The following is a 26553-nucleotide window of genomic DNA, read 5'->3' on the forward strand; positions in this document are numbered from 1 at the left end:
ACCTTCCATCACTGGGCAGGATGCCGCGCGAGGTCCGCCATGGACGCCATTTCCTCACTCGACACGTACGAGCTCTCCGATCGCTACGAGCGCGAGGAGGGCCGCGTCTTCCTCACGGGCACGCAGGCCATCGTCCGTATCGCGCTCGACCAGGCGCGACGCGATCGTGCGGCCGGGCTCAACACCGCCGGCTTCATCTCCGGCTATCGCGGCTCGCCGCTCGGCGGCGTTGATCTCGAACTGTGGCGCATCCAGCAGCAGCTCAAGCGCGACCGCATCGAATTCCTCCCCGCCGTGAACGAGGACCTCGCGGCAACCGCGGTGCTGGGCTCGCAGCAGGTCGAGACGCAAGCCGACCGCGAGGTCGATGGCGTGTTCGGGCTCTGGTACGGCAAGGGGCCGGGCGTCGATCGGTCCGGCGATGCGCTCAAGCACGGCAATGCCTACGGCTCCTCGCCGCATGGCGGCGTGCTGGTGGTCGCCGGCGACGACCATGGCTGCGTCTCCTCCTCGATGCCGCACCAGTCCGACGTCGCCTTCATGAGCTGGTTCATGCCGACGCTGCATCCGGCCGATGTGGGCGAATATCTGGCGTTCGGCGAATATGGCTATGCACTGAGCCGCTTCTCCGGCATGTGGGTCGGCTTCAAGGCGATCTCCGAGATCGTAGAATCAGGCGCCTCCGTCGCGCTGCGCCCGCCGCGCCTCTTCCACACCCCCGACTTCACGCCGCCGCCGGGCGGACTGCACTATCGCTGGCCCGATTTGCCGGGCCCGCAGATCGAGGAACGGCTGGAAGCCAAGAAGCACGCGGTCTACGCCTTCGCCAAGGCCAATCCGATCGATCGTCACATCTACGACATCCCCAGCGCCACCTACGGCATCGTCACGACCGGCAAGGCGCATCTCGATTTGATGGAGGCGTTGCGGCTGATGGGCCTCGATGAAGCGGCCTGCCGCCGCATCGGCATCGACGTCTACAAGGTCGGCATGGTCTGGCCGCTGGCGTTGCACGACGCGATGGGGTTCGTGAAGGGCAAGCGCGAGATCCTGGTGGTCGAGGAGAAGCGCGGCATCATCGAGAGCCAGTTCAAGGAGTACTTCTACGACTATCCCGGCAGCAAGCCCGAGCGCATGGTCGGCAAGCACGACGAAACCGGCGCACGGCTGATCTCCTGGATCGGCGAATTGTCGCCTCGCGCGCTGGCGAACGTGCTCGCGCGCCGGCTCGATCCGATGTTTCCAGGCCTCAATCTCGCCGCGCGCGCCGCCGCATTGATGCCGGAGGCCGCGCGGACGATCAATGTCAGCGGCGCGACACGCACGCCCTATTTCTGCTCGGGATGTCCGCACAACACCTCGACCAAAGTGCCTGATGGATCGAAGGCGCTCGCCGGCATCGGCTGTCACTTCATGGCGAGCTGGATGGACCGCGAGACTTCCTCGCTGATCCAGATGGGCGGCGAGGGCGTGAACTGGGCAGCCTCGTCACGCTTCACCGGGCACAAGCACGTGTTCCAGAATCTCGGCGAAGGCACCTACTACCATTCCGGCTCGATGGCGATTCGCCAGGCGATCGCGGCCAAGGCCAACATCACCTACAAGATCCTGTTCAACGACGCGGTCGCCATGACCGGCGGCCAGCCGGTCGACGGGCCCGTCAGCGTCCATGCCATCGCCCACAGCGTCCGCGCCGAAGGTGTTGAGCGCATCGCCCTGGTGTCGGATAATCCCGCGCAGTTCTCGCCGTCCGACCTGCCGGCCGGCGTCACCATCCATCCGCGCGAGGAGATGGATGCCGTGCAGCGCGAGCTGCGCAATATTCCCGGCGTCTCGGTCCTGATCTACCAGCAGACCTGCGCCACCGAGAAGCGGCGCCGGCGCAAGCGCGGGCAGATGGCCGATCCCAAGCGGTTCGCCTACATCAACGATCTCGTCTGCGAAGGCTGCGGCGACTGCTCGGTCGAATCCAACTGCCTCAGCGTCGAGCCGAAGGAGACGCCGTTCGGCCGTAAGCGGCAGATCAATCTGTCCGCCTGCAACAAGGATTTTTCCTGTCTCAACGGCTTCTGCCCGAGCTTTGTCACGGTCGAAGGCGCGACGCGCCGCAAGAAGAGCGCGAGCCGGATCGATGCGACCGAGCGCGCCGCAACGCTTCCCCTGCCCGCGCCCGCAACGCTCGACCGGCCCTACGACCTCATGGTGACCGGCGTCGGCGGCACCGGCGTGATCACCGTCGGCGCGCTGATCGGCATGGCCGCGCATCTGGAACGCCGCGGCGTTTCGGTGCTCGACTTCACCGGCTTTGCGCAGAAATTCGGGCCTGTGCTGAGCTACATTCGCCTGGCCGCGAGCCCCGAGGCGCTGCACCAGGTCCGCATCGACCAGGGCGCGGCCGATGCGCTGATCGGCTGCGATCTCGTCGTCAGCTCCTCGCCAAAGGCCTCAGGCACCTATCGCCGCGGCACCCGTGCCGCAGTCAACACCGCGGAAATGCCGACCGGCGACGTGGTCCGCTTCCGCGACGCCGATCTCGCTGCGCCAGCCCGCCTGCGCGCAATCGATCAGGTCATCGGCGAGCACAATCTCGACACGATCAATGCCAACGTACTGGCCGAGCGCCTGCTCGGCGATGCCGTCTACGCCAACATCATCATGCTGGGCTTTGCCTGGCAGCGCGGTCTTGTCCCCGTTTCGCTGCAGGCTTTGTTGCGGGCGATTGAGCTCAACGGCGTCGCAGTCGAACGCAACAAGCAAGCCTTTGCCTGGGGCCGGATCGCCGCTGCCGATCCGGATTTTCTGCCGAAGGCGGAGGATGCGCCAAAGGCCGAGACGCTCGATGCGACCATTGCCCGGCGCATCGAGTTCCTCACGGCCTATCAGAACGAAGCCTACGCGGCGCACTACCGAGCGATGGTCGCAAAGGTGCGCAATGTCGAGGCCAAGCTGAACAGCGAGGCGCTGACCGAGGCGGTCGCGCGCGCGCTGTTCAAGCTGATGGCCTACAAGGACGAGTACGAGGTGGCGCGGCTGCACATGCAAAGCGGCTTTCTCGATGAATTGAAGCGCGAGTTCGAGGACGGCTTCAGCGTCCAGTATCACCTCGCCCCGCCGTTCCTGACGTCCCGGCGCGACGCCCGGGGCCGGCCGCGCAAGCGCGCCTTCGGCCAGTGGATCCAGGTGCCTCTGGTCATGCTCGCGCGCCTGAAAGGGTTGCGCGGAACGCCGTTCGATCCGTTCGGCTACACCGCGGAACGGCGCGCCGAGCGTGAACTGATCGCCTGGTATGAAGGCCTGATCGGGCGGATGCTGGGCGAACTCGACGCGGCGCATCTGCCAAATCTCGTGGCGATTGCCAAAGGCCCGATGGAGATCCGCGGCTATGGCCCGGTGAAGGACGCCGCGATCGTGAAAGTGAAGACCGAGGTCGAACGACTGCTCACCGAACTCGATACGCCATCGCCGGCAAGGATGCGCGCCTACGGTTGACGCGGAGCCGCGGACGCTTCAGCCTCTGCTCCTGAGGGGCGCTCTGATGGCCTCTTTGCAATCGGGTGATGCATCATGGATTTCGACCAGTTGACACTGACCGAGGCCGCGGCCGGTCTCGCCGCCGGAAAGTTCACGAGCACCGCATTCACCCGGGAAGCCCTGGCCCGCGCCAAAGCCAAGGCCGAGCTCAATGCTTTTGTCACCCTGGATGAAGCCGGCGCCTTGAAGGCCGCGGCTGCGTTCGACGCGGCAGGCGACAAGACAAAGCCGCTCGGCGGCGTACCCGTCGTGATCAAGGACAATATCGAGGTCGCGGGACTGCCCTGTAGCGCCGGCACACCGGCGCTGAAGGATTACATTCCGAAGGCCGACGCGCCCGTCGTGGCAAAGCTGCGCGATGCCGGAGTGGTCATCATCGGCAAGACCAGCATGCACGAGCTTGCCTTCGGCATCTCCGGCTACAACACCGCGTTCAAGACCGGCGCCGAGTACGGCGTGCGCAACGCCTATGATCGCGCCTTGATCGCGGGCGGCTCCTCGTCAGGCACGGGCGCGGCGATCGGCGCGCGGATCGTCGCCGGCGGGCTCGGCACGGACACCGGCGGATCGGTGCGGGTACCTGCCGCCCTGAATGGATGCGCCTCGCTGCGCCCGACCGTCGGTCGCTATCCGCAAGACGGCATCGCGCCGATCTCGCATACCCGCGATACCGCGGGCCCGATGGCTGCGACCATGGCGGATGTCGCGCTGCTCGACCGCGTCATCGCCGGTGGCGATGCGCTTGCGCCGGCGGATCTGACGCAGGTCCGCGTCGGCATCGTGAGATCGATGCTGGCCAATCTCGATGCCGACACAGAGGCCGCGTTCCATGCGGCAGTCACGAAGTTGAGGGCGCAAGGCGTCACGGTCGTCGAGATCGAGATGCCGCAACTGGCGGAGCTCGACGGCCAGGTCAGCTTTCCCGTCGCGCTGTACGAGGCCCATGACGATCTGGTCGCCTATCTCAAGCACACCGGCACCGGCCTCTCCATCGAGAAAGTGGCGGAGGAGATTGCCAGCGCCGACGTGAAGGGCACCTATGATGGCCTGGTGATCCCGCGCAAGTTGCCGGCTCCCGATGGTACGCTGCTGGACGCCAAGGCGATCTATGACGCCGCGATCGGGACTGCACGGCCAGCGCTGCAGGCGCTGTATGCCAGGACCTTTGCCGACAACCGGCTCGATGCGATCGCCTTTCCGACCACGCCGCGCGTCGCCATTCCCTCCAACCCCGAGTCCAGCAGTCTCGAGAATTTCGGCCTGTTCATTCAGAACACCGACCCCGGCAGCAATGCCGGCATTCCCGGCATCCAGATCCCGATCGCGCTCGGCGCCAGCAGCAAATTGCCGATCGGACTCGAGCTGGATGGCCCCGCGGGCAGCGATCGCCGGCTGCTCGCAATCGGCATGGCGCTCGACAGCGTGTTTGGACGATTGCCGCCGCCACGTTGACGGAATCGTGCCCTACCCTTCGCCCTCTCGTCATTGCGAGGAGCGCTTGCGACGAAGCAATCCAGAATCTTTCCGCGGAGGGATTCTGGATTGCTTCGCTTCGCTCGCAATGACGAAGAGATGGTGGGCACGGCGCCAACGCGCCTTTGCCCACCCTACGGCTCTGCCCGCCGTCGCTTACGAATACGGGTTGATCAGCTTCTGCTGCTCGGCGCTGTGATGCACGAGCAGGTCGATGAAGGTCCTCACCTTCGCCGATAGATGATGACGATGCGGGTAGACCGCATTCATGGAGAGCTCGACCGTCCGATATTCCGGCAACAGGCGCACGAGGCGGCCAGCTTCGAGATCGTCCTGAATGAGGAACCCCGCCATCAGGCAGATTGCGGCGCCCTCCAGCGCGACCTTCCGTAGCGCTTCCCCGCTGTTGGTGACGAAGCTGCCGGAGATGCGCACCGAGGCCGGCGAGCCCTTGCGATCGAGGAAACGCCATTCGTCGCCGAACGGATAGTTCAAGTGCCGACCACAATTGTGCGCGGCGAGCTCGTCGAGCTTCTGCACCCGGCCGTGCTTCTCGATGTAGTCATGGGAGCAGCACAGCACGTGACGCCAGGTGGCAAGGCTCCGCACGATCAGGCTCGAATCCGGCGGCTGTATCATGCGCAGGGCCACGTCATAGCCTTCCTCGATGAGGTCGACCTCGGCCTCGCCCATGCGCAGATCGATCTTGAGCTCCGGATAGGTCGACAGCAGTTTCGCCGCAATCGGCGCGACGAACGGCACCATGTGCGTGGCGACGTGAATGCGCAACGTGCCACGCGGCACCGACTGCAATTCGCTCGCGATGTCGTCGGCCTGTTCGATGTCGGCGAGAATCTGGACGCAGCGGTCGTAATAGGCCTTGCCGATCTCGGTCAGATTGACCTTGCGCGTGGTGCGGTGAAGCAGCCGCACCCCGAGCCGGTCTTCCAGGGCCTGCACGTGATTGCTCACCATGGTGGTCGACATGTTGAGCTTGCGGGCTGCTGCAGAGAAGCCGCCGGCCTCGACCACCCGGCTGAACACTTCGAGGCTGGTCAATCGATCCATGGCTTTCCTTGCACTGGGATGTGCGCCTCGGCAGCAATCGCGCGACAGAGACGGCAATCGCGCTGGCGCAGTCGCGCCCCTGACCCGGTAGACATCACGAACCAGGGTGACGGCTCAGATTATCCACTCTCAATGGATAATCCTTCCAGAATTTAGCTGATTATCACCTGAGCCAGCAAGACCGATAGTCTCAGCGAGACGACAGGAGACGCAAATGTCCGAAATGCCCCGCACTGAGACCTTCCAGCAAGCAACTGAAATCGCGCACGAATATGCCAAGACGGCGCCCGCTGTCCCAGCCCCGAACAGGGTTCGGCGCGCGGCATTGGCGCTCGCGCTCCTCGCAGGCACGGCAGCCATGGCCTACTACGGACACGATTACTGGACCAACGGCCGATACCTCGAATCCACCGACGACGCCTATGTGAAGGCGGACTCGACGATCGTCGCGCCGAAGGTCTCCGGCTACATCGCCAAGGTGCTGGTCGGCGACAACGAGAAGGTTCGGTCGGGCCAACTGCTGGCCAAGATCGACGACCGCGATTTCAAGGCGGCGCTCGACCAGGCGAAAGCCGACGTTGCTGCCGGCGAAGCCTCGGTCCGCAACATTGATGCCCAACTCGAACTGCAACAGCCGATTATCGCGCAGAGCACGGCTGATGTGGCGGCTGCGGACGCCAATTTGAAATTCGCGCAGGAGGAGCGCGCCCGTTACGACGACCTCATGAAGTCGGGCTCCGGCACGATCCAGCGCGCGCAGCAGACCGATGCGGCGCTGCGCGCCAGCAGCGCGCAATTGCAGCATGCCAAGTCCGGCCTCGTCGCCGCGCAGCGCAAGGTCGACGTGCTCACCACCCAGCGCGCCCAGGCTGCCGCCCAGCTCGAACGCGCCCGTGCGGTCGCGCAGCAAGCCGCGCTGAACCTGTCCTATACGGAAATCACAGCTCCCGTGGACGGCACGGTCGGCGCCCGCAGCTTGCGTGTCGGCCAATACGTGCAGGCCGGCACGCAATTGATGGCGGTGGTGCCGCTCGATGCCGTCTATGTCGTCGCCAATTTCAAGGAAACCCAGCTCACCCATGTGCGGCCGGGCCAGCCGGTCGAGCTGCACGTCGATAGCTTCCGCGACACCATTCTGCGCGGCCATGTCGACAGCCTATCGCCGGCAAGCGGGCTCGAATTCGCGCTGTTGCCGCCCGACAACGCCACCGGCAACTTCACCAAGATCGTGCAGCGCGTTCCCGTGAAGATCGTGCTCGACGATCACAGCCTCACGGGCCTACTCCGGCCGGGCATGTCCGCGGTGCCGACCGTCGACACCAAACAGGCGGTGCTGGCCGAGCGCGACAGCGCGAAACGTCTGGCTGACAACGCACCCCACCCAAGCGGAGACTGAAGCCGGAAGGCTCCGGCCGGACCGTCAAATCCGACCGGATGATCCTTCCAGAATTTCCGCGATGATCGAAACCACCCGCCTAACGCATCCTGTCTCCGTACCCGAGACGAGGCTTCCATGAGCACGCTCCAACCGGCCCTCAACGCCACCTCCGCCAATCTCCCCGTCCCTGCTGAGCCCACGATGCCGGTTGTATCCACAAGGACCTGGATCGCGGTGATCGGCGCCACCCTCGGCGCCTTCATGGCGGTTTTGAACATCCAGATCGTCAACGCCTCGCTCGCGGACATCCAGGGCGCGATCGGCGCCGGCATCGATGACGGCGGCTGGATCTCGACCTCCTACCTGATCGCCGAGATCGTGGTGATCCCGCTCTCCGGCTGGCTGGCGCAGGTGTTCTCGATCCGCATCTACCTGCTCACCAACGCGATCCTGTTCCTGGTTTTGTCCGCGGCCTGCGCGCTGGCGCAGGATCTGTCGCAGATGATCGTGCTGCGCGCCATCCAGGGCTTCACCGGCGGCGTGCTGATCCCGATGGCCTTCACGCTGATCATCATGCTGCTGCCGCGCGGCAAGCAGCCGGTCGGCCTTGCGCTGTTCGCGCTGTCGGCGACGTTCGCGCCGGCGATCGGCCCGACCATCGGCGGCTATCTCACCGAGAATTTCGGCTGGCAATACATCTTCTACGTCAACCTCGTGCCCGGCGCGATCATGGTCGGCATGCTCTGGTACGCGCTCGAGGCGAAGCCCATGAATCTTTCGCTGCTCCGCGAGGGCGACTGGGCTGGCATCATCACCATGGCGATCGGCCTGTCCGCACTGCAGACCGTGCTGGAGGAAGGCAACAAGGACGACTGGTTCGGCTCGCCTTTCATCGTCAAGCTCTCGGTCATTGCCGCCGTTGCGCTGACCGCCTTCCTGATCATCGAGCTCACGGTGAAGAAGCCGCTGCTCAATCTGCGCCTGCTCGTGCGCCGCAATTTCGGCTTCGGCATGCTCGCGAACTTCCTGCTCGGCGTCGCACTCTACGGCTCCGTGTTCATCCTGCCGCAATACCTGTCGCGCATCCAGGGCTACAACGCCGAGCAGATCGGCACGGTGCTGGCCTGGACCGGGCTGCCGCAGCTCGTGCTGATCCCGCTGGTGCCGCGCCTGATGCAAAAATTCGATGCGCGGATTATCATCGGCTTCGGCTTCGTTCTGTTCGCAGCATCCAACTTCATGAACATCGACATGACCAACGACTATGCCGCCGACCAGCTGCTGTGGCCCAATGTCGTTCGCGCCATTGGCCAGGCGCTGGTGATGGCGCCGCTGTCGGCGGTCGCAACCGCAGGCATCGAAGCGGAGAATGCGGGCTCGGCCTCCGGCCTGTTCAACATGATGCGCAATCTCGGCGGCGCCGTCGGCATCGCGCTGCTGCAGACCGTTCTGACCAAGCGCGAGCAATATCACTCCAACGTGCTGATGCAGTCGGTCTCTGTGTTCGAAGAAGCCACACGCACGCGGATCGGGCAGCTGACGCAATATTTCGTCAATCACGGCGTTCTCGACCGTGCGGACGCCGCGCATCGCGCCTATGTAGCGATCGGCCATACCGTGCAGAAGCAGGCCTTTATCTTCGCCTTCAGCGACACGTTCTATCTGCTCGGCATGGCGCTGATCGTTGCCCTGGTTGCCGTCCTCTTCCTGAAGAAGCCCGGCCAAGTCTCGGCCGGCGGAGCCCACTGACCCAGCCAAAGAAAAGGAGACCGACCATGAAGCCCCGCATGAACTACTACCAGGCCGCGCCCGACACGATCAAAGCGCTGATGGCGCTGGAAGCGCAGATCCAGTCGACGGGCCTGGAGAAATCGCTGATCGAGCTGGTCAAGATCCGGGCGTCGCAAATCAACGGCTGCGCCTTCTGCATCAACATGCACACCGAGGACGCCCGCAAGCGCGGCGAGACCGAGCAGCGCATCTATCTACTCAATGCCTGGCGCGAATCCCCGCTTTATTCCGACCGCGAGCGCGCGGCGTTGGCCTGGACGGAAGCGGTGACCCTGATCTCGGAGACGCATGCGCCGGATGACGTCTACGAACAGGTCCGCGCGCAGTTCTCCGAGGCGGACACGGTGAACCTGACCATGCTGATCGGCGCCATCAATGCCTGGAACCGGATTGCGATCGCGTTCCGCGCCGTTCATCCGGTGAAGGTGAAGGCGTCGGTGGCGTGAGCCGGCCGTAACAGACGGTCTCGTAGGGTGGGCAAAGGCGCACTTGCGCCGTGCCCACCATCTCTCCATGAATTCAAGAAAAGTTGGGCACGCTTCGCTTTGCCCACCCTACGGCAGCTGAGCGTGTGGCCTAAACCGCCGTCGCCTTGGCGAACTCAACGTAGATCTCGCGAAGGCGCGTCGCCGTCGGACCGGGCTTGCCGTCGCCGATCGTCTTGCCGTCGATGGCGACGACCGGCTGCACGAAGGAGGATGCGCTGGTGATGAACGCTTCCTTGGCGGCGAGCGCTTCGGCGACCGTGAAGGAACGCTCCTCGACGCGGAGCTGGCGCTCCTCTGCAAGCGCGATCACGGCCTTGCGGGTGCAGCCGGGCAGGATGGCGTTGGAGTTCTTGCGGGTGACGATGACGTCGTCCTTGGTCAGGATGAACGCCGTGGACGAGCCGCCCTCGGTCACATAGCCATCCTGCAGCATCCAGGCTTCGCCGGCGCCGGCTTCGGCCGCGGCCTGCTTCGCCAGCACTTGCGCCAGCAACGCCACGCTCTTGATGTCGCGGCGCTCCCAGCGGATGTCGGGCACCGTGATGACTTTGATGCCGGTCTTGGCCACCGGGGTGTTGATGATGTCCTTCTCCGAGGTGAACATCACCAGGCTCGACTTGACGTCAGCCTTGGGAAACGGGAAGTCGCGCCCCTTGTCGGCGCCGCGCGTCACCTGGAGATAGACGAGGCCGTTCACGAGCTTGTTGCGGGCGATCAGCTCCTTCTGCAGCTCGGTGATGCGCTCGATGGTCTCCGGCAGCCTCAAGCTGATCTCGCCGACGGACCGCTCCAGCCGCGCCAGATGCGAAGCATTGTCGACCAGCTTGCCGTCGAGCACGGCCGAGACCTCGTAAATGCCATCGGCGAACAGGAAGCCGCGATCGAGCACCGAGATCCTGGCTTCCGAGAGCGGGACGAATGAGCCGTTGACGTAGGCGATCGAGTCCAAGGCAGGTCTCCTGGGAGGGAAAAGGGGGGAATTGGCTATCGGTATAGGAGATTTGGCGAGCCCGATAAACCCTCGATCAGTCATTCCGGGGCATTCGCAAAGCGAATGACCCCGGAATCCATCTCACCCCGGTACTGGCGCCCGATGGATCCCGGGCTCGCGCTAAGCGCGCCCCGGGATGACGACCGGTTAATGCGACAGAATCTTCGACAAGAACTTCTGCGCGCGGTCGCTGCGGGGCTTGCCGAAGAAATCGTCCTTCGCCGCGTCCTCGACGATCTCGCCGCGGTCCATGAAGATGACGCGGTTGGCGACTTTGCGGGCAAAACCCATCTCGTGGGTCACGACCATCATGGTCATGCCCTCGCGGGCGAGATCGACCATGACGTCGAGCACCTCGCTGACCATTTCCGGATCGAGCGCCGAGGTCGGCTCGTCGAACAGCATCACGATCGGATCCATGGCGAGCGCGCGCGCGATGGCGACGCGCTGCTGCTGGCCGCCGGAGAGCTGCGCCGGGAATTTCTGCGCCTGCTCCTTCAAGCCGACGCGCTCGAGCAGCTGCATCCCCTTGGTCAGCGCCTTGTCATGCCCCCTGCCCAGTACCTTCTCCTGCGCGAGGCAGAGATTGTCGATGATCTTGAGGTGCGGAAACAGCTCGAAATGCTGGAACACCATGCCGACGCGCGAGCGCAGCTTCGGCAGATTGGTCTTGGGATCGTTGACCTTGGTGCCGTCGACCAGGATGTCGCCGCTCTGGAACGGCTCCAGCGCATTGACGCATTTGATCAGCGTCGACTTGCCCGAGCCCGAGGGGCCGCAGACCACGACCACCTCGCCCTTGGTGACATTGGTGGTGCAGTCGGTCAGCACCTGGAAGGTGGGGCTGTACCATTTGTTGACATGGCTGATTTCGATCATGATCGACACGCTCTATCGAATGATGGCGATGCGCGCCTGCAGGCGACGGACGCCGTAGGACGCGATACAGGAAATGGTGAAGTAGACGATCGCTGCGAACAGATACATCTCAACCAGGCGGCCGTCGCGCTGCGCCACCTTGCTCGCCGCGCCCAGGAAGTCGGTGATCGACAGGACGTAGACCAGCGAAGTGTCCTGGAACAGCACGATGGTCTGCGTGATCAGCACCGGCAACATGTTGCGGAAGGCCTGCGGCAGCACGACGTAGCGCATGGTCTGCGCGTAGGTCAGCCCCAGCGCGCTGGCCGCGGCCGGCTGGCCGCGCGAGATCGACTGGATGCCGGCGCGCATGATCTCGGAGAAATACGCGGCCTCGAACATGATGAAAGTAATCAGCGAGGATGCGAAGGCGCCGACGCTGATCGGCCGCGAGGCTCCGGTCAGCCACTGGCCGATATAGGGCACCAGGAAGTAGAACCAGAAGATCACCAGCACCAGCGGCAGCGAGCGCATGAAGTCGACATAGATGCCGGCGATGCGGCCGAGAATCTTGAAGCCGGACAGGCGCATCAGAGCGAGCGCCGTACCGAAGACCAGGCCGCCGAGGGCAGCAAGAGCCGTCAGCGTCAGTGTGAACGTCATGCCCTCGTAGAACAGATAGGGCAGCGCGCGGCGGATGACATCGAAATCGAGATTGCCGAACATCGCTTATTTCCCCGTGATGTAGCCGGGGATCGCCACCCAGCGCTCGAGGAAGCGCATGGCGGTGACGACGACGGCGTTGACGAGGAGATAGAGGATGGTCGCGGCGGTGAAGGCCTCGAACACCTGGAACGAGAATTCCTGCATCGAGCGCGCCTGTCCGGTCAGCTCGAGCAGGCCGATGGTGATGGCGACCGCGGTGTTCTTGATGGTGTTGAGGAATTCGGACGTCAGCGGCGGCAGGATGATGCGGAAGGCCATCGGCAGCAGCACGTAGCGATAGCCCTGCACGGTGGTCAGGCCGAGCGCAGTCGCCGCCATCTTCTGCCCGCGCGGCAACGAGGAGATGCCGGCCTGCAGCTGCACGGCCACGCGCGCCGACATGAAGAAGCCGACCCCGATCGCAGCCGTCCAGAACGGCGCGTTCGGCAATTGCTTCAGCCACAGGCCCGCGGCTCTCGGCAGGATCTCCGGCAGCACGAAGAACCACAGGAAGAGCTGCACCAGCAGCGGCATGTTGCGGAAGAATTCGACGTAGGCGAAGCCGAACCAATTGGCGCCTTTCGACGGCAGCGTGCGCATGACGCCGACGATCGAGCCTGTGATCAGCGCGATCACCCAGGCCAGCGCCGCGGTCTTGAGGGTCAGCGCCAAACCCGACAGCAGCATGTCGAGATAGGTGCCGGTCCCCATCGGATTCGGCTGGAAGAAAATTCCCCAGTTCCAGTTGTAGTTCACGTGTCCCCCGCGCGAACGCGCCCATCATGGATGTCCTGGGCGCCTATGCAAATGTCCGGCCATTCTCCCTCCAGAAAAGGCCGAATGTACCGCCTCCCCCCGCAAACGGGGAGAGGCGGATGATGCATCTTACTTGTAATCGTCCGGGTTCGGCGAGTCCGTCGGCTTGGCGAACTCGTTCTTCAGCTCGGCCGAGATCGGCGTGTTGAGGTTCAGGCCCTTCGGCGGGATCTTCTGGGTGAACCACTTGTTGTAGATCTTCTCGGCCTCGCCCGAGGTGTAGAGCGCGGCGGTCGCAGCATCGACCACCTTCTTGAAGGGCGCGTCGTCCTTGCGCAGCATGATGCCGTAGGGCTCGGGCTTGGAGAACGCGTCCTTGGAGACCTCATAATCGCCCGGCGACTTCGAGCCGGCGACGAGGCTCGCGAGCAGGATGTCGTCCATGACGAAGGCGATCGCGCGATCGGTCTCGACCATCAGGAAGGCCTCGGCGTGATCCTTGGCCGGAATGATGTTGGCGCCGAGGCCCTTGGCGACGTTGGCCTCGGTGAGCTGCTTGATATTGGTGGTGCCGGCGGTCGAGACCACGGTCTTGCCCTTGAGGTCCTCGATCGACTTCAGGCCGCTCGACTTCTTGAAGACGTAGCGGCTCGCGGTCAGGAAGTGGGTGTTGGTGAAGGCAACCTGCTTCTGGCGCTCGGCATTGTTGGTGGTCGAGCCGCATTCGAGATCGATGGTGCCGTTGGCCATCAGCGGGATACGGGTCGCCGACGTCACCGGGTTGAGCTTGACCTCGAGCTTGTCGAGCTTGAGCTCCTTCTTCACGGCGTCGACGATCTTGTAGCAGATGTCCATCGCGAACCCGACCGGCTTCTGGTTGTCGTCGAGATAGGAGAACGGGATCGAGGAGTCGCGGAAACCGAGCGTGATCGCGCCGGTGTCCTTGATGTTCTTCAGCGTGCCGGTCAGCTCCTGGGCCCCGGCCTGGCTGACGACGAAGGTCGCGGCGAGCGCGAGCCCGATGTGACGGAAATGTTTCACGTTTTACTTCCCCTTTCGGATGGTGCGGCCCGGATGCAAGCACAAATCGGGCCGGATTAGAATGTAACTTTCGGCTGGATTAACGGCTCAGGTTAACGGCGCCGGCAACTCGCCGAGATCCCAGAACAGCCCGGCCATCACCGTCAAGGCCTCTTCGGTCAATGGCAGCAGGATGTGCTCATTGGGCGCATGCTGGGAGCAGCCGGGATAGGAGTGCGGCACCCAGATCGTCGGGAGGCCGAGGATCTCGGAGAACACGTCATTGGGCAGCGAACCGCCGAAATTCGGCAGCACGGCCGGCGCCTTGCCGGTGGTCTCCTGCACCGAATCCGCGGCCCATTTGATCCACGGGCTGTCGAAATCGGTGCGCGATGCAGCAAAACTCTGCGCCGCGCGCACCTCGACCATCGGGAAACCGCGTCCGACCAGGTGCGCACGGATCGCCTCGATCAGCCCCTCGACCTTCGTCCCGACCACGAAACGCAGTTGCAGCACGGCGTTGGCCTGGCCCGGAATAGCGTTGGCCGGCTTCTCGATATTGCCTGAGGACATCGCCAGCACTTCCAGCGTGTTCCAGGCGTAGAGCCGTTCGGCGGCCGAAAGCCCCTCCTCGCCCCAGTTCTCCGCGAGTGCGGGCTCGTCCGCGGTCGGGACCACCTCGACGTCGGCAAGATAGCTGCGGATCTGGTTGGTGAGGCGCGGCGGCTTCAGCGCATCGAGCTGGAGACGGCCATGGCCGTCGACCAGGGTGGAGATCGCGTTGACCAGGATGGTCGCGGGGTTGGCGAGCACGCCGCCCCAATTGCCGGAATGGTGGCCGCCGTCGCGCAAGTTCACGTCGAGATGGATGCGGATGCCGCCACGGCAGCCGAGAAAGAGCGTCGGCCGATCGGCCGAGAGGCGCGGCCCGTCCGAGGCCATGAACAAATCGGCCTTGAGCGCGTCGCGATGGAGATCGCAGACCTTGCCGAGATCGGGCGAGCCGATCTCCTCGCCCATCTCGATGATGAATTTGGCGTTGAAGCCGAGCTTGCCACCACGCGCGTCGCGCACTGCGCGGAGCGCCGCCATATTGATGCTGTGCTGGCCCTTGTTGTCGGCGGTGCCGCGGCCGTAAAGGCGCGTCCCCGCAACATTGGTGCGCCAGGGATCGCGGCCATCGCGCCACTCGCCTTCCATGCCGTCGACGACGTCGCCATGGCCGTAGACCAGCACGGTCGGCGCGGACGCGCTCTCGTGGTGCTCGGCGAACAGGAACGGCGCCTTGCCGCTCGGGGATTCGACGATGCGGCTGGAAAAATCGAGCGCGGCGAAGGCCGGCTGCATCTCCTGCTCCAGATAGGCGCGCAGCTCGGGGCCGCGCTGCGGATTCTGGCTCTCGGTCTTGTAGGCGACGCGGCGGTCGAGTTCAGCGAGGAACGCGCCGGACTTGAAATCCTCACGGGCGCGGGCGATGGCGTCGGCTCTGGTCATACTTGCTTTTCGAGACTGTGAGACGAAGGACCTTACCCGACATGGGGTGGCCCTCGAAAGTGGCGGGGACTTGGATTGCTCTTGTAGTTCTCTTGTAGTTTTCTTGTAGCTCTCTTGGGATTTCGTTCTTGCTTCCCTAGGATTGGCCTGCCGAGCGCAGCTGCGACGCCGACTTTGGCCTTGCCAAGCGCAAGCGATATGCAAGAAGTTCGCCAAGGTCGGGCGCACATCTATCATTCGAAGAGCGCTCAGTACAGGGGCGCCGAGGGACCAGCATGGCCAAAGAGATCAGGCTCAACGCCTTTGCGATGAATTGCGTCGCGCACCAGTCGCCGGGCCTGTGGACCCATCCGCGCGACCGCACCGCCGACTATAATCGCCTGCCCTACTGGATCGATCTGGCCAAGACGCTGGAGCGCGGCCGCTTCGACGGGCTGTTCCTGGCGGACGTGCTCGGCGTCTATGACGTCTATGGCAACAGCCCTGACGCAGCTTTGCGCAATGCAGCGCAGACGCCGTCAAACGAGCCGCTGCTGCTGCTGTCGGCGATGGCCGCAGTGACGCAAAATCTCGGCTTCGGCGTCACCAGCAATCTGTCGTTCGAGCCGCCCTACCCGTTCGCGCGGCGGATGTCGACGCTCGATCACCTCACCGAGGGGCGGATCGGCTGGAATGTCGTGACCGGCTATCTCGACAGCGCCGCGCGCGGCGCGGGCAAGGACAAGCAGACCGGGCATGACGACCGCTACGACATCGCCGACGAATATATGGATGTGGTCTACAAGCTCTGGGAGGGCAGCTGGGAGGACGATGCCGTGCTGCGCGACCGCAAGCGCGGCATCTTCACCGATCCGGCAAAGGTTCATCGCGTCAATCACGAGGGCGCGAATTACCGCATCAACAACACCATTCATCTCAGCGAGCCCTCGCCGCAGCGCACGCCGGTGTTGTACCAGGCCGGCACCTCGCCGCGGGGCCGGCAGTTCGCGGCCAGGCATGCCGAGTGCGTGTTCATGTCGGGACCGTCGGCCAAGGTGATTGCGCCGCGCGTCTCTGCGATCCGGCAGGAGGCCGCCGCGCTCGGCCGCAACCCGGCCGAGATCCTGATGTTCTCGATGATGACGATCATCCTTGGCCGGACGGAATCCGAAGCAAAGGAAAAATACGCCGATTATCGCCGCCACATCAGCCCCGAAGGCGCGCTGGCGCTGATGTCGGGATGGACCGGCGTCGACTTCTCCGGCTACGACCTCGATCAGCAGGTGCGGCACGTCCAGAACGATGCCGGCCGCAGCGCCATGGACAACGTCACCCGCGCCGATCCCGACCGCGTCTGGACCGTGCGCGATGTCATCGAGCATGTCGGCATCGGCGGCGCCGGCCCGGTCGTGGTCGGCACGCCCGAGATGGTCGCGGACAAAATCGAGGACTGGTTCGAGAAGACCGACGTCGACGGGCTCAACGTCGCGTTCGCGATCTCGCCCGGCGACTTCGAGGATATCGCCGACATGCTGGTGCCTGAGCTGACCCGGCGCGGGCGGTACAAGAGCGAGTATGCCAAGGGCACGTTGCGGGAGAAGCTGTTTGGTGGGGGGCGTGCGAGGCTCGATGCGCCACACCCGGCGGCGGGCTATCGCGTGGGGAGGAAGGGCTAGCTGCCTCCACCTCGTCATTGCGAGCGCAGCGACGCAATCCAGACTGTCACCGCGGAGAGATTCTGGATTGCTTCGTCGCTGCGCTCCTCGCAATGACGGTGGATAGAGCCCGACCTACACCTTTCCGTCCACCATCACCTCGATCAGCTTCGTCCCCGGACGATTGAACGCCGACGTCAGCGCCGCCCTCAGCTCGCGGGGATCGCTGACCTTGATCGCCTCGCAGCCGAGCGCTTTCGCCATGCCAGCGAAATCCACCGGCGGATCGACGAAATCCATGCCGACGTAATTGTCGTCGCCGTGGAAGGCGAGCAGGCGCTGCTTGATGATGCGATAGCCGCCATTGTTGGCGATGACGACGTTGAGCGGCAGCTTGTGATGCGCCGCGGTCCAGAGCGACTGGATCGAGTACATCGCGCTGCCATCGCCGGAGAAGCACACGACGGGTCGATCCGGATTGGCAATGCTGGCCCCGACCGAGGCCGGCAGGCCCCAGCCGATGCCGCCGGAGGCGAGGCCGTGATAGCCGTAGCGATCGCGATGCGGCCGCAGGGCCGTGACCTGGCGGCTGGAGGTGAGGCCTTCATCGACCAGGATGGCGTTATCAGGCATGGCCTCGACCATTTGCAGCACGAGGAAGTCCGGATCGATCGGCGTGCGGCCGGCGCTCTTGCCGATCTGCTCGACCAAAGCGGCGCGGCGCGCGGTCCAGTTCTTCGGCGCGAGCTCGGCGAGACGCTGCCTTGCGCGGCTCGCGAGGGCCGCGCCGCCCATCTCCTTCAGCACCGGGATCAGCGCGCGCAGCGTTTCCTTCAAATCGGCCTTCAGCGCGATCTCGGCACCGTAGTTCTTGGCGATCTCCCAATCGACGAGGCCGATCTGCACGATGCCGAGGCCGTCAGGCAGCGCGTCGACCTCGCTGTAGACCGACATCCGCAAGGGATCGCCGCCGAGCGCGATCAGCAGATCGTACGGCGCGAGCGTATCGCGCGCGGCCTTCTGCACGCGCGCGAGCGTGCCGACGAAGCTCGGGCTTTCCGAGAGGAAGTGCGAGCCGTACGGTGTCGAGGACTGATAGGCCGCAGCGCCGAGCAGCTCCGCCAGTTCGGCGGCCTCCTTCAGCGCGTCGCTCTTGACCACCTCGTCCATGGTGACGATCACAGGACGCTCGGCCTTGAGCAGGCGTGCGGCAAAGGCCTTCAGCGCCTCGTCGGATGGTTTCGTGCGCGCATCGATGCGGGTGGAGCGGCCGAGATCGATGCCGGCTTCGCTGTTGAGGATGTCGCCGGGCAGCGAGATGAACACCGGCCCGGTCGGTGGCGTCATCGCCACCTTGGCGGCGCGGCGCACGATGCGCGGCAGGTCCTCCAGCCGCGTCACCTCGACCGCCCATTTCACCAGCGGCTCCGCCATGCGCACCAGCGGACCATAGAGCACCGGCTCCATCAGGCCGTGGCCCTGCTCCTGCTGGCCCGCGGTCAAGATCATCGGCGTGCCCGTGAACTGGGCGTTGTAGAGCGAGCCCATCGCATTGCCGAGGCCGGGCGCGACATGGACGTTGCAGGCGACGAGCTTACCCGAAGCGCGGCTGTAGCCGTCGGCGATCGCGACCACGAGGCTCTCCTGCATCGCCATCACATAGGTGAGATCGGGATGGTCCTTCAGCGCATGCATGATCGGCAGCTCGGTGGTACCGGGATTGCCGAACAGATGCGTGATGCCCTCGTCCTTGAGCAGCGCGAGAAAGGCGGAGCGGCCGGTGATCTTGTTCTTCATGTTTCCTCCAGGAGCGGACCGTTGCCGCAAGGACGAGGCATGATGGCCGAGATGTCGGCAGACGCGCAAGAAAGCGCTGTCATGGCTGCGTTGCGCGGGAGAGGCGCTACATCTCCTCGCGACCGAGTTCGAACGGATCCTCGCCGCCCGGGCGCTTCTTCTTTTTCGCGCGCTGCCAGACGACGCCGGGAAAGCCCTTCAGCGGCACCAGGGGCTCGCCGGTATAGGCCCATTCCTGCAGCTCCTCGATGGCGATGTGATAGAGCGGCTGGCGGCCGGTGCGCTCGCTGAACAGCGCACGCGGGATGTTGACCATGTGCGGGCCGCGCGGACGTTCGTACATGATCGGCGTGCCGCAATGCGAGCAGAAGCTGCGCGCGGTCTTCGTCGCCTTGTCCTCGTAGCGGGTCAGCGCGGACTTGCCGGCGGTGATGCGGAAGCGCTTCTTCCAGCTTCCGACATAGGTTGCGTAGGCCGCGCCGTGAGCGCGGCGGCTGGCGGCGGAATGATCATGCCAGGCCCACCGTGCCGGCACGTCGATCTCGAAGGCGACCTTGCCGCAGAGGCATTGGCCGGTGGCGATCCCTGCGGCGGCTGCGGCTTTGGCCATCGTCTCTCTCCGTCGTCATTGCGAGCGCAGCGAAGCAATCCAGGCCGTCTCCGCGGAAAGATTCTGGATTGCTTCGCTGCGCTCGCAATGACGGAAATTGTGGTGGCGGCCGCGCCACAAATCAAGATCGTCATTCCGGGGCGCGACGAGGTCGCGAGCCCGGAATCCATTGGCGGCAAGCCAGGACGTGAAATGGATTCCGGGCTCGACGCTGCGCGTCGCCCCGGAATGACGGGTGAGATCAGGCCGACGTCAGCTCGTCATAAACAGGATAATCCGTGTACCCCTTCTCCTCGCCGCCGTAGAACGTCGCGCGGTTGTACGGCGTGATCGGATAATCATGCTCGAGGCGCCGCGGCAGATCCGGATTGGAGATGAAGATGCGGCCGAAGGCGATGATGTCGGCGTGGCCTTCCGCGATCGCCGCGTTGGCGGTCTCGCCGGTGAAGCCGCCGGCCGTCATCAAGATGCCGCTGTAGAGCGGGCGGAACAGCATCATGGCGGAGGGCACGTTCTCCCAGTGGACATCGGCGCGGCCGGTGCCGCTGGAGCGCGGCTCGATGAAATGCAGATAGGCGAGACCCAGCTTGTCGAGCGCCTTTACCACATGCGTGTACAGCGGCATCGGGTCGGGTTCGCCGGAATCATTGGCGATGCCGTGGGGCGACAGCCGCACGGCGACGCGGTTCGCGCCCCAGACGTCGATCGCGGCCCGCGTGACCTCGAGCAGCAGGCGCGCGCGGTTCTCGATTCCGCCGCCATACTGATCGGTGCGGTGGTTGCTGCGCGATTGCAGGAATTGCTCGAGCAGATAACCGTTGGCGCCGTGGATCTCGACGCCGTCGAAGCCGGCGGCGAGCGCATTCGTGGCGCCCTGCCGGAACGCCTCGACGATGCCCTTGACCTCCTCGGTCTCCAGCGCGCGCGGCGTCTCGTACTCGGCGATCTTGCCGTCCGCCGTCATCGCCTTCATGCCTTCGGCCTTGATCGGGATTGCCGAGGCCGAACCCGGAAGTTCACCGCCGTGGAAGGAGGAATGCGAGACGCGGCCGACATGCCAGAGCTGGAGGAAGATGATGCCGCCCTTGGCATGCACGGCATCCACCACCTTGCGCCAGCCGGCGATCTGCGCGTCCGAATAGATGCCGGGTGTCGCCGGGTTGCCGCGGCCGTGCGAGAGCACCGGCGAAGCTTCGGCGACCAGCAAACCGCCCTTCGTTGCGCGCTGACCGTAATATTCGGCGTTGAGCGAGCGCGGCGAAAAGCTCTCGCGCTCGGCCCGCATACGCGTCAACGGCGCCATCGCGACGCGATGGGCGAGCTTGTACGGACCGACCTGCAACGGCTTGAACAACGCCTCGAATTTCATGCTGACACCGACTTTCTATGGAAGGATGCGGATCATATAGCGAGGGGCGGCCCTTCGAAAAGGCGCCGCCCCTGCAAAAATAGATATTCCCCCTCGTGGAACGCGGGAAGGAATGGATGCTACGCCGTCTTGATCCAGACGGCCTTCACGTTGAGATATTCCTCGACGTGCTGCTTGCCGGACTCGCGGCCATAGCCGCTCATCTTGTAGCCGCCGAACGGCACGGCCGGATCCATCGCCTGGTAGCAGTTGACCCACACCGAGCCGGCACGCAAGCGTTTCGCCACCGCATGGGCCTTGCTGACGTCGCGCGTCCAGAGGCCGGAGCCGAGGCCGAACGTGGTGTTGTTGGCGCGCTTGACCAGCTCGTCCATGTCCTTGAACGCGATCGCGGAGATGACGGGGCCAAAAATCTCCTCCTGCGCGATGCGCATGTTGTCCTGGACGCCCGCGAACACCGTCGGCGAGACGAAGAAGCCCTTCGACAATGCGCCTTCGGTGACGCGGCCGCCGCCGGCGAGCGCCTGGGCGCCTTCCTTCTGACCGATATCGAGATAGCCGGTGACGCGCTCGAGCTGCTGCTCGGAGACCAGCGGGCCGATCTGCACGTTGGGATCGAGGCCGTTGCCGACCTGCAGCTTCTTGCCGAACTCGGCGACGCGGCCGACGAACTCCTCGTAGATCGACTGCTCGACGAACAGGCGCGTGCCGGCGCTGCAGATCTGCCCCGAATTGGCGAACACCGCCATCGCCGCGCCCGGCACGGCGGCGTCGAGATCGGCATCGGCGAACACGATGTCCGGCGACTTGCCGCCGAGCTCGAGCGAGACGCGCTTGAGGTTGCCGGCCGAGGCACGGATGATCGACTGGCCCGTGACATGCGAGCCGGTGAAGGCGACCTTGTCGACGTCGTGATGCGAAGCGAGCGCCGCGCCCGCGGTCTCGCCATAGCCGGGAACGACGTTGATGACGCCGGGCGGCACGCCCGCTTCCATCGCAAGCTCGGCGATGCGCAGCGAGGTCAGCGGTGCTTCTTCGGCCGGCTTGAGCACCACGGTGCAGCCGGTCGCGATCGCAGGACCGATCTTCCAGATCGTCGCCGTGAGCGGGCCATTCCAGGGGATGATCGCGCCGACGACGCCGACCGGTTCCTTCAGCGTGTAGGAGAAGATTTCGCCGGGCAGCGAGTTCTCGATGGTCTCGCCGTGGATCGCCGTGGTCTGGCCGGCGTAATAGCGCAGCATGCCGACGGCGCGCAGGCGGTAGGCACGGGTGCGGCTCAGCGGCGCGCCCATGTCGAGCGTGTCGAGCTGCGACAATTCGTCGAAATTCTTCTCGACGAGGTCGGCGAGCCTCAGAAGCAGGTTCTGCCGCTCGAACGGCTTGACCTTGCTCCACGGACCTTCGAAGGCGCGGCGGGCAGCGGCAACCGCACGATTGATGTCTTCCTTGTCGCCCTCGGCGACGGTTGCGAGCAGCTCGCCGGTGGCGGGATTGCGGGTCTCGAAGCGCTTGCCCGAGGCTGCATCGACCCACTTCCCGTCGATCAGCATCTGCTTGTAGGACCCGTTTGCGAACGGATGGCGCGCGATCGGAATAGCCTGCGACACAGCCATGGCTGCACTCCCTGTCGGTTATTGGTTGGTTCGATCTGGGCGGGATCGTTCTGCAAAGGATACAGCCGTGCCTGATCAGCGTAAAGGCAGCGCGGAACGAAGACCTCCCATGCCGACTTGTGCAGGGTCGCATCGCTGCCATGCTATAGCTCGACTGAAGGCTTTCCACGGAGACGATCCATGTCACATCCCGCCATCGTCAAAGACAATGTTGCCGTGATCACGGGTGGCGCAGCAGGCATCGGATTTGCCGCCGCTGCGGCCTTTGCGCGCGCTGGAATGAAAGTGTGTATCGCGGATGTCGACGAGGCACGCCTGGCAGAAGCTGCAACAAAACTGTCATCCGTTACGTCGGCCGCGAACGTGATGACCTCGGCCGTCGATGTCAGCAAGATCGAGAGCGCGACGGAACTCGAGCGCGCAGTCCATGAGCGGTTCGGCGGCACCGACGTCCTCATGAACAATGCCGGCATTCAGCCCGGCAGCACGTTGTTCGACGCGCCGGACAATTGGCAGCGCATCATCGCCGTCAACATGTGGGGCATCATCAACGGCTCGCGCATCTTTGCACCGAACATGATCGCGCGCGGCAAATGCGGCCTCATCATCAACACCGGCTCCAAGCAGGGCATCACCACGCCGCCGGGCGACCCCGCCTACAATGTCTCGAAGGCCGGCGTGAAGGCGTTCACCGAGGCGCTCCAGCACGAGTTGCGCAACACGAAGGACTGTCGCGTCACGGCACACCTGCTGATCCCAGGCTTCGTCTTCACCGGCCTGACCGCGAAGGGCCGCACCGAGAAGCCGGCCGGCGCCTGGACGCCGGAGCAGACGGTCGATTTCATGCTGGCGCGGCTGGAGGCCGGCGATTTCTACATTCTCTGCCCGGACAATGACGTGCCGCGGGCGCTCGACGAGAAGCGCATGCTGTGGGCCGCCGGCGACATCGTCGAGAACCGCCCGCCGCTGTCGCGATGGCACCCGGATTACGCCGACGCGTTCGCCAAGTTTGTGGCGCAAGAGTAGGCCCGCACCGCTCTGTCGCTGGCCCCGGTGCTCGCGGAGAGGGTGGGCCCCGCCACCTGGCTGTGCCCCCACCTTGACTCCCTCAAAATTCGTTATACAACATAACTATTCTGACAAGGACGCAAATGACACAGGGAAACGCCGAGACCGCGGACGCGGGCGCCTCCGGGCTTTTGAGGATCGAGCGGGCGGACCGGGTTCTGACCGTGGGTCTGAACCGGCCGGCCAAGCGCAATGCGCTCAATGACGGCATCATCCTGGAAATCGGCGAGTGCTTTGCGAACCTGCCCGAGGACATCGGCGCGGTCGTCATCCACGGCATCGGCGACCATTTTTCCAGCGGCCTCGACCTCTCCGAGCTGACCGAGCACGACGCCACCGGCGGGCTGCTGCATTCCCAGATGTGGCACCGGGTGTTCGACCGCATCCAGTACAGCCGCGTGCCCGTGATCGCAGCGCTCAGGGGCGCCGTGATCGGCGGCGGGCTGGAGCTTGCCTGCGCGGCCCATATCCGCGTCGCCGAGCCCTCGACCTATTTCGCGCTGCCAGAGGGGCAGCGCGGCATTTTCGTCGGCGGTGGCGGCTCGGTGCGGCTGCCGCGGCTGATCGGCGTTGCCCGGATGATGGACATGATGCTGACGGGACGCGTCTACAGCGCGACCGAGGGCGCGTCCTACGGCTTCGCGCAATATCTGACGGAGGCCGGCAACGGGCTCGGGAAGGCGCTTGAGCTTGCGACCAAGGTGGCGTCCAATGCCCCGCTGACGAATTTTGCCGTGCTCCAGGCGCTGCCGATGATCGCAGAGGCCAATCCGCAGACCGGCCTGTTGATGGAGTCGCTGATGGCCACCGTCGCGCAGAGCGACAAGGAGGCCAAACGGCGGATCCGCGAATTCCTCGAGCACAAGACCGCGAAGGTGAAGCCCAAATCATGAGCGTAAAGTCATGAGCGCGGAGCCATCCTCTTCCGGCATGGAGCGCGGCGCGAGCGATTTCCCGCTGCGGCCCATCTCGTTCGGCGATCCCGTCGTCAACATCGAGCGGCGCAACGACGGCACGATTTACTTGCGGCCAAAGCAGCCGCTCGGCGACTACCCGGTCCGCATCACCGACCGCCTGCATCATTGGGCCACGACGACGCCGGACCGCGTCTTCATGGCCGAGCGCGAAGGTGGTCGCGGCTGGCGCAAGATCACCTATGCCGAGCTGCTCACCGCGAGCCGGCACATCGCTTCAAGCCTGATTGCGCGCGGCCTGTCGGCGGAGCGGCCGGTCGTCATCCTCTCGGGCAATTCGATCGACCACGCGCTCCTCGCTTTCGGCGCGTTCTACGCCGGCGTTCCGTTCTGCCCGGTGTCGCCGGCCTATTCGCTGGTGTCGAAGGACTACGGCAAGCTGTCCTATCTGATGAAGCTGCTGACGCCGGGCCTCGTCTTCGCCGACGATGCCGACAAGTTCGCCGATGCGCTCGCCGCGAACGTCTCGCTCGGCACCGAGATCGCCGCGTCCTATGGGCACGTGCCGGGCCGCGACGTCACCCTGCTCGCCGATCTCATGGCGACGCCGATCCGTGGCGATCTCGACGACGTCCACGCCAGGATCGGCCCCGACACGATCGCAAAATTCCTGCTGACCTCGGGTTCGACCGGCAATCCCAAGGCCGTCATCAACACCCAGCGCATGATCTGCGCTAACCAGGTGATGCTGCGCGAAACGCTCGCCTTCCTGAAGGACGAGCCGCCGGTCATCATCGATTGGTTGCCGTGGAATCACACCTTTGGCGGTAATCACAATATCGGCCTGACGCTCTACAACGGCGGCTCGATGTATCTGGACGCCGGAAAGCCGGTGCCTGGCGGCATCGAGGAGACCGTGCGCAATCTCCGGGAAATTTCGCCGACGGTCTATTTCAACGTGCCCAAGGGCTACGAATCGCTGCTGCCCTATTTGCGCGACGACCAGGGCTTGCGCGCCAAGTTCTTCGACCGGCTGCATGCGATGTTCTTCTCCGGCGCGGCGCTGTCGCCGTTCGTCTGGAACAGCCTCGACGAGCTCGCGGCGAAGGAGAAGGGCTATCGCGTGCCGATGCTGACCGGTCTCGGTGCGACCGAGACCGCGCCGTTCTTCATGTCGGTCAATCCGCGCACCAGCCGCTCCGGCCATGTCGGCCTGCCCGTCTCCGGCAACGACGCCAAGCTGGTGCCGAACAACGGCAAGCTGGAGGTGCGTGCCAAAGGGCCGAACGTGATGCCCGGCTACTGGCGCCAAGGCGACATCACCGCAAAATCCTTCGACGAGGAAGGATTTTACAAGATGGGCGACGCGCTCAAGCCCGCCGATCCCGATGACTTCAATGCCGGCTTCGATTTCGACGGCCGCGTCAGCGAGGACTTCAAGCTCGCGAGCGGCACCTGGGTCAGCGTCGGCCCGCTGCGCGCGCGCCTCACCGCGGCCTGCGCGCCGCTGGTGCGCGACGTCGTCATCGCCGGGATCAACCGCGACGAGGTCTCCGCGCTGGTCGTGCTCGATCTCGACGGCTGCCGCCTGATCAACCCGACGCTGCCGCCCGACGATCTCGTCGTCGCGACACGCGACCGCCTGGTGCGCGAGGCTTTCCGCGAGCGCCTGACCCGTTTCCTCGGCCAGGCCACGGGTTCCTCGACGCGGATCACGCGCGCGATCCTGATGGACACGCCGCTCTCGATCGACAAGGGCGAAGTCACCGACAAGGGCTCGATCAACCAGCGCGCGGTGCTTGAGCATCGCGGCGAGCTGATCGAGGAGCTCTACGCTGCCAATCCGTCGAACCGTGTGATATCGGTCGGCTAAGATGACAATTGGGATGAACCAGTCGGCTCTTTCTTCACCTCTCCCCGCTTGCGGGGAGAGGTCGAATTTGCGCAAAGCGCAAATTCGGGTGACGGGGAGCCGCCGCGAGTCCCACTGCC

The 26553-nt window shown here is 64.8% G+C and carries 20 protein-coding genes; 9 read left to right on the forward strand and 11 right to left on the reverse strand.

The genetic code is table 11. From position 1 onward, the window contains the following. The first annotated feature begins 39 nt into the window (after nt 1–39). Together ACNJYA_RS35205 and iaaH are read left to right on the forward strand one after the other, a co-directional pair. Nucleotides 40–3489, forward strand: a complete 3450-nt coding sequence (locus ACNJYA_RS35205) for an indolepyruvate ferredoxin oxidoreductase family protein (protein WP_439401603.1) — start codon at nt 40–42, stop codon at nt 3487–3489. 75 nt (nt 3490–3564) lie between these two features. Beyond that, nucleotides 3565–4983: an indoleacetamide hydrolase gene (gene iaaH / locus ACNJYA_RS35210; RefSeq protein WP_271509328.1), complete on the forward strand. Its 1419-nt coding sequence runs from the start codon at nt 3565–3567 to the stop codon at nt 4981–4983. Between the two features lie 177 nt (nt 4984–5160). Here iaaH and ACNJYA_RS35215 read toward each other — a convergent pair whose 3' ends face one another. Then, entirely contained in the window at nt 5161–6072 is a 912-nt protein-coding gene (locus ACNJYA_RS35215) for a LysR family transcriptional regulator (RefSeq protein WP_172787097.1), read from the reverse strand. 214 nt (nt 6073–6286) lie between these two features. On the opposite strand from ACNJYA_RS35215, the gene ACNJYA_RS35220 reads away from it, so the two are divergent. From ACNJYA_RS35220 to ACNJYA_RS35230, 3 genes are all read left to right on the forward strand, one after another. Continuing rightward, the gene (locus tag ACNJYA_RS35220) at nt 6287–7468 is read left to right on the forward strand and encodes an HlyD family secretion protein (protein ID WP_439401604.1); all 1182 of its coding nucleotides are present in this window, start codon (nt 6287–6289) and stop codon (nt 7466–7468) included. Between the two features lie 117 nt (nt 7469–7585). Then, nucleotides 7586–9199: an MDR family MFS transporter gene (locus tag ACNJYA_RS35225; protein WP_439401605.1), complete on the forward strand. Its 1614-nt coding sequence runs from the start codon at nt 7586–7588 to the stop codon at nt 9197–9199. 26 nt (nt 9200–9225) lie between these two features. Next, entirely contained in the window at nt 9226–9687 is a 462-nt protein-coding gene (locus ACNJYA_RS35230; RefSeq protein WP_172787094.1) for a carboxymuconolactone decarboxylase family protein, read from the forward strand. A gap of 130 nt (nt 9688–9817) precedes the next feature. On the opposite strand, the gene ACNJYA_RS35235 is transcribed toward ACNJYA_RS35230, so the two are convergent. The 6 genes from ACNJYA_RS35235 to ACNJYA_RS35260 form a co-directional block, all read right to left on the reverse strand. Then, nucleotides 9818–10678, reverse strand: a complete 861-nt coding sequence (locus tag ACNJYA_RS35235) for a D-amino-acid transaminase (protein ID WP_212260108.1) — start codon at nt 10676–10678, stop codon at nt 9818–9820. Between the two features lie 189 nt (nt 10679–10867). Then, nucleotides 10868–11599, reverse strand: a complete 732-nt coding sequence (locus tag ACNJYA_RS35240) for an amino acid ABC transporter ATP-binding protein (RefSeq protein WP_212260106.1) — start codon at nt 11597–11599, stop codon at nt 10868–10870. A 12-nt stretch (nt 11600–11611) separates the two neighbouring features. Next, nucleotides 11612–12304, reverse strand: coding sequence for an amino acid ABC transporter permease (locus ACNJYA_RS35245; RefSeq protein WP_439401606.1), 693 nt, complete (start codon nt 12302–12304; stop codon nt 11612–11614). 3 nt (nt 12305–12307) lie between these two features. Continuing rightward, nucleotides 12308–13039, reverse strand: coding sequence for an amino acid ABC transporter permease (locus ACNJYA_RS35250; RefSeq protein WP_035997279.1), 732 nt, complete (start codon nt 13037–13039; stop codon nt 12308–12310). Between the two features lie 129 nt (nt 13040–13168). Next, on the reverse strand, nt 13169–14080 hold the full coding sequence (locus ACNJYA_RS35255; protein ID WP_172787089.1) for an amino acid ABC transporter substrate-binding protein: 912 nt from the start codon (nt 14078–14080) through the stop codon (nt 13169–13171). Nucleotides 14081–14167: 87 nt separating this feature from the next. Next, nucleotides 14168–15553 carry a M20 family metallopeptidase gene (locus ACNJYA_RS35260; RefSeq protein WP_260381057.1) on the reverse strand — a complete coding sequence of 462 codons (1386 nt, stop codon included), beginning with the start codon at nt 15551–15553 and terminating at the stop codon, nt 14168–14170. A 275-nt stretch (nt 15554–15828) separates the two neighbouring features. Here ACNJYA_RS35260 and ACNJYA_RS35265 point away from each other — a divergent pair, with 275 nt between their 5' ends. Continuing rightward, on the forward strand, nt 15829–17208 hold the full coding sequence (locus ACNJYA_RS35265) for an LLM class flavin-dependent oxidoreductase (protein ID WP_260381058.1): 1380 nt from the start codon (nt 15829–15831) through the stop codon (nt 17206–17208). Nucleotides 17209–17322: 114 nt separating this feature from the next. On the opposite strand, the gene ACNJYA_RS35270 is transcribed toward ACNJYA_RS35265, so the two are convergent. The 4 genes from ACNJYA_RS35270 to ACNJYA_RS35285 all read right to left on the reverse strand — a co-directional run bounded on the left by ACNJYA_RS35270 (nt 17323) and on the right by ACNJYA_RS35285 (nt 22579). Continuing rightward, nucleotides 17323–18984 (reverse strand): thiamine pyrophosphate-binding protein, encoded by a 1662-nt coding sequence (locus ACNJYA_RS35270; RefSeq protein ID WP_439401607.1) that lies wholly within the window; start codon nt 18982–18984, stop codon nt 17323–17325. Between the two features lie 106 nt (nt 18985–19090). Then, on the reverse strand, nt 19091–19594 hold the full coding sequence (locus ACNJYA_RS35275) for a GFA family protein (RefSeq protein WP_439401608.1): 504 nt from the start codon (nt 19592–19594) through the stop codon (nt 19091–19093). A gap of 241 nt (nt 19595–19835) precedes the next feature. Next, a complete protein-coding gene (locus tag ACNJYA_RS35280) occupies nt 19836–20963 on the reverse strand; it encodes an alkene reductase (RefSeq protein WP_439401609.1) in 1128 nt (375 codons plus the stop codon). A gap of 119 nt (nt 20964–21082) precedes the next feature. Then, nucleotides 21083–22579 (reverse strand): aldehyde dehydrogenase family protein, encoded by a 1497-nt coding sequence (locus ACNJYA_RS35285; RefSeq protein WP_439401610.1) that lies wholly within the window; start codon nt 22577–22579, stop codon nt 21083–21085. A gap of 180 nt (nt 22580–22759) precedes the next feature. Here ACNJYA_RS35285 and ACNJYA_RS35290 point away from each other — a divergent pair, with 180 nt between their 5' ends. From ACNJYA_RS35290 to ACNJYA_RS35300, 3 genes are all read left to right on the forward strand, one after another. Further along, complete coding sequence (locus ACNJYA_RS35290) at nt 22760–23605, forward strand: SDR family NAD(P)-dependent oxidoreductase (protein WP_439401611.1); 846 nt, start codon at nt 22760–22762, stop codon at nt 23603–23605. A gap of 125 nt (nt 23606–23730) precedes the next feature. Further along, on the forward strand, nt 23731–24540 hold the full coding sequence (locus ACNJYA_RS35295) for a crotonase/enoyl-CoA hydratase family protein (protein WP_172787081.1): 810 nt from the start codon (nt 23731–23733) through the stop codon (nt 24538–24540). A 10-nt stretch (nt 24541–24550) separates the two neighbouring features. Beyond that, on the forward strand, nt 24551–26434 hold the full coding sequence (locus tag ACNJYA_RS35300; protein ID WP_439401612.1) for a feruloyl-CoA synthase: 1884 nt from the start codon (nt 24551–24553) through the stop codon (nt 26432–26434). Nucleotides 26435–26553 lie beyond the last annotated feature (119 nt).

The sequence above is a fragment of the Bradyrhizobium sp. BLXBL-01 genome (genome assembly GCF_051853025.1).
Classification (GTDB): domain Bacteria; phylum Pseudomonadota; class Alphaproteobacteria; order Rhizobiales; family Xanthobacteraceae; genus Bradyrhizobium.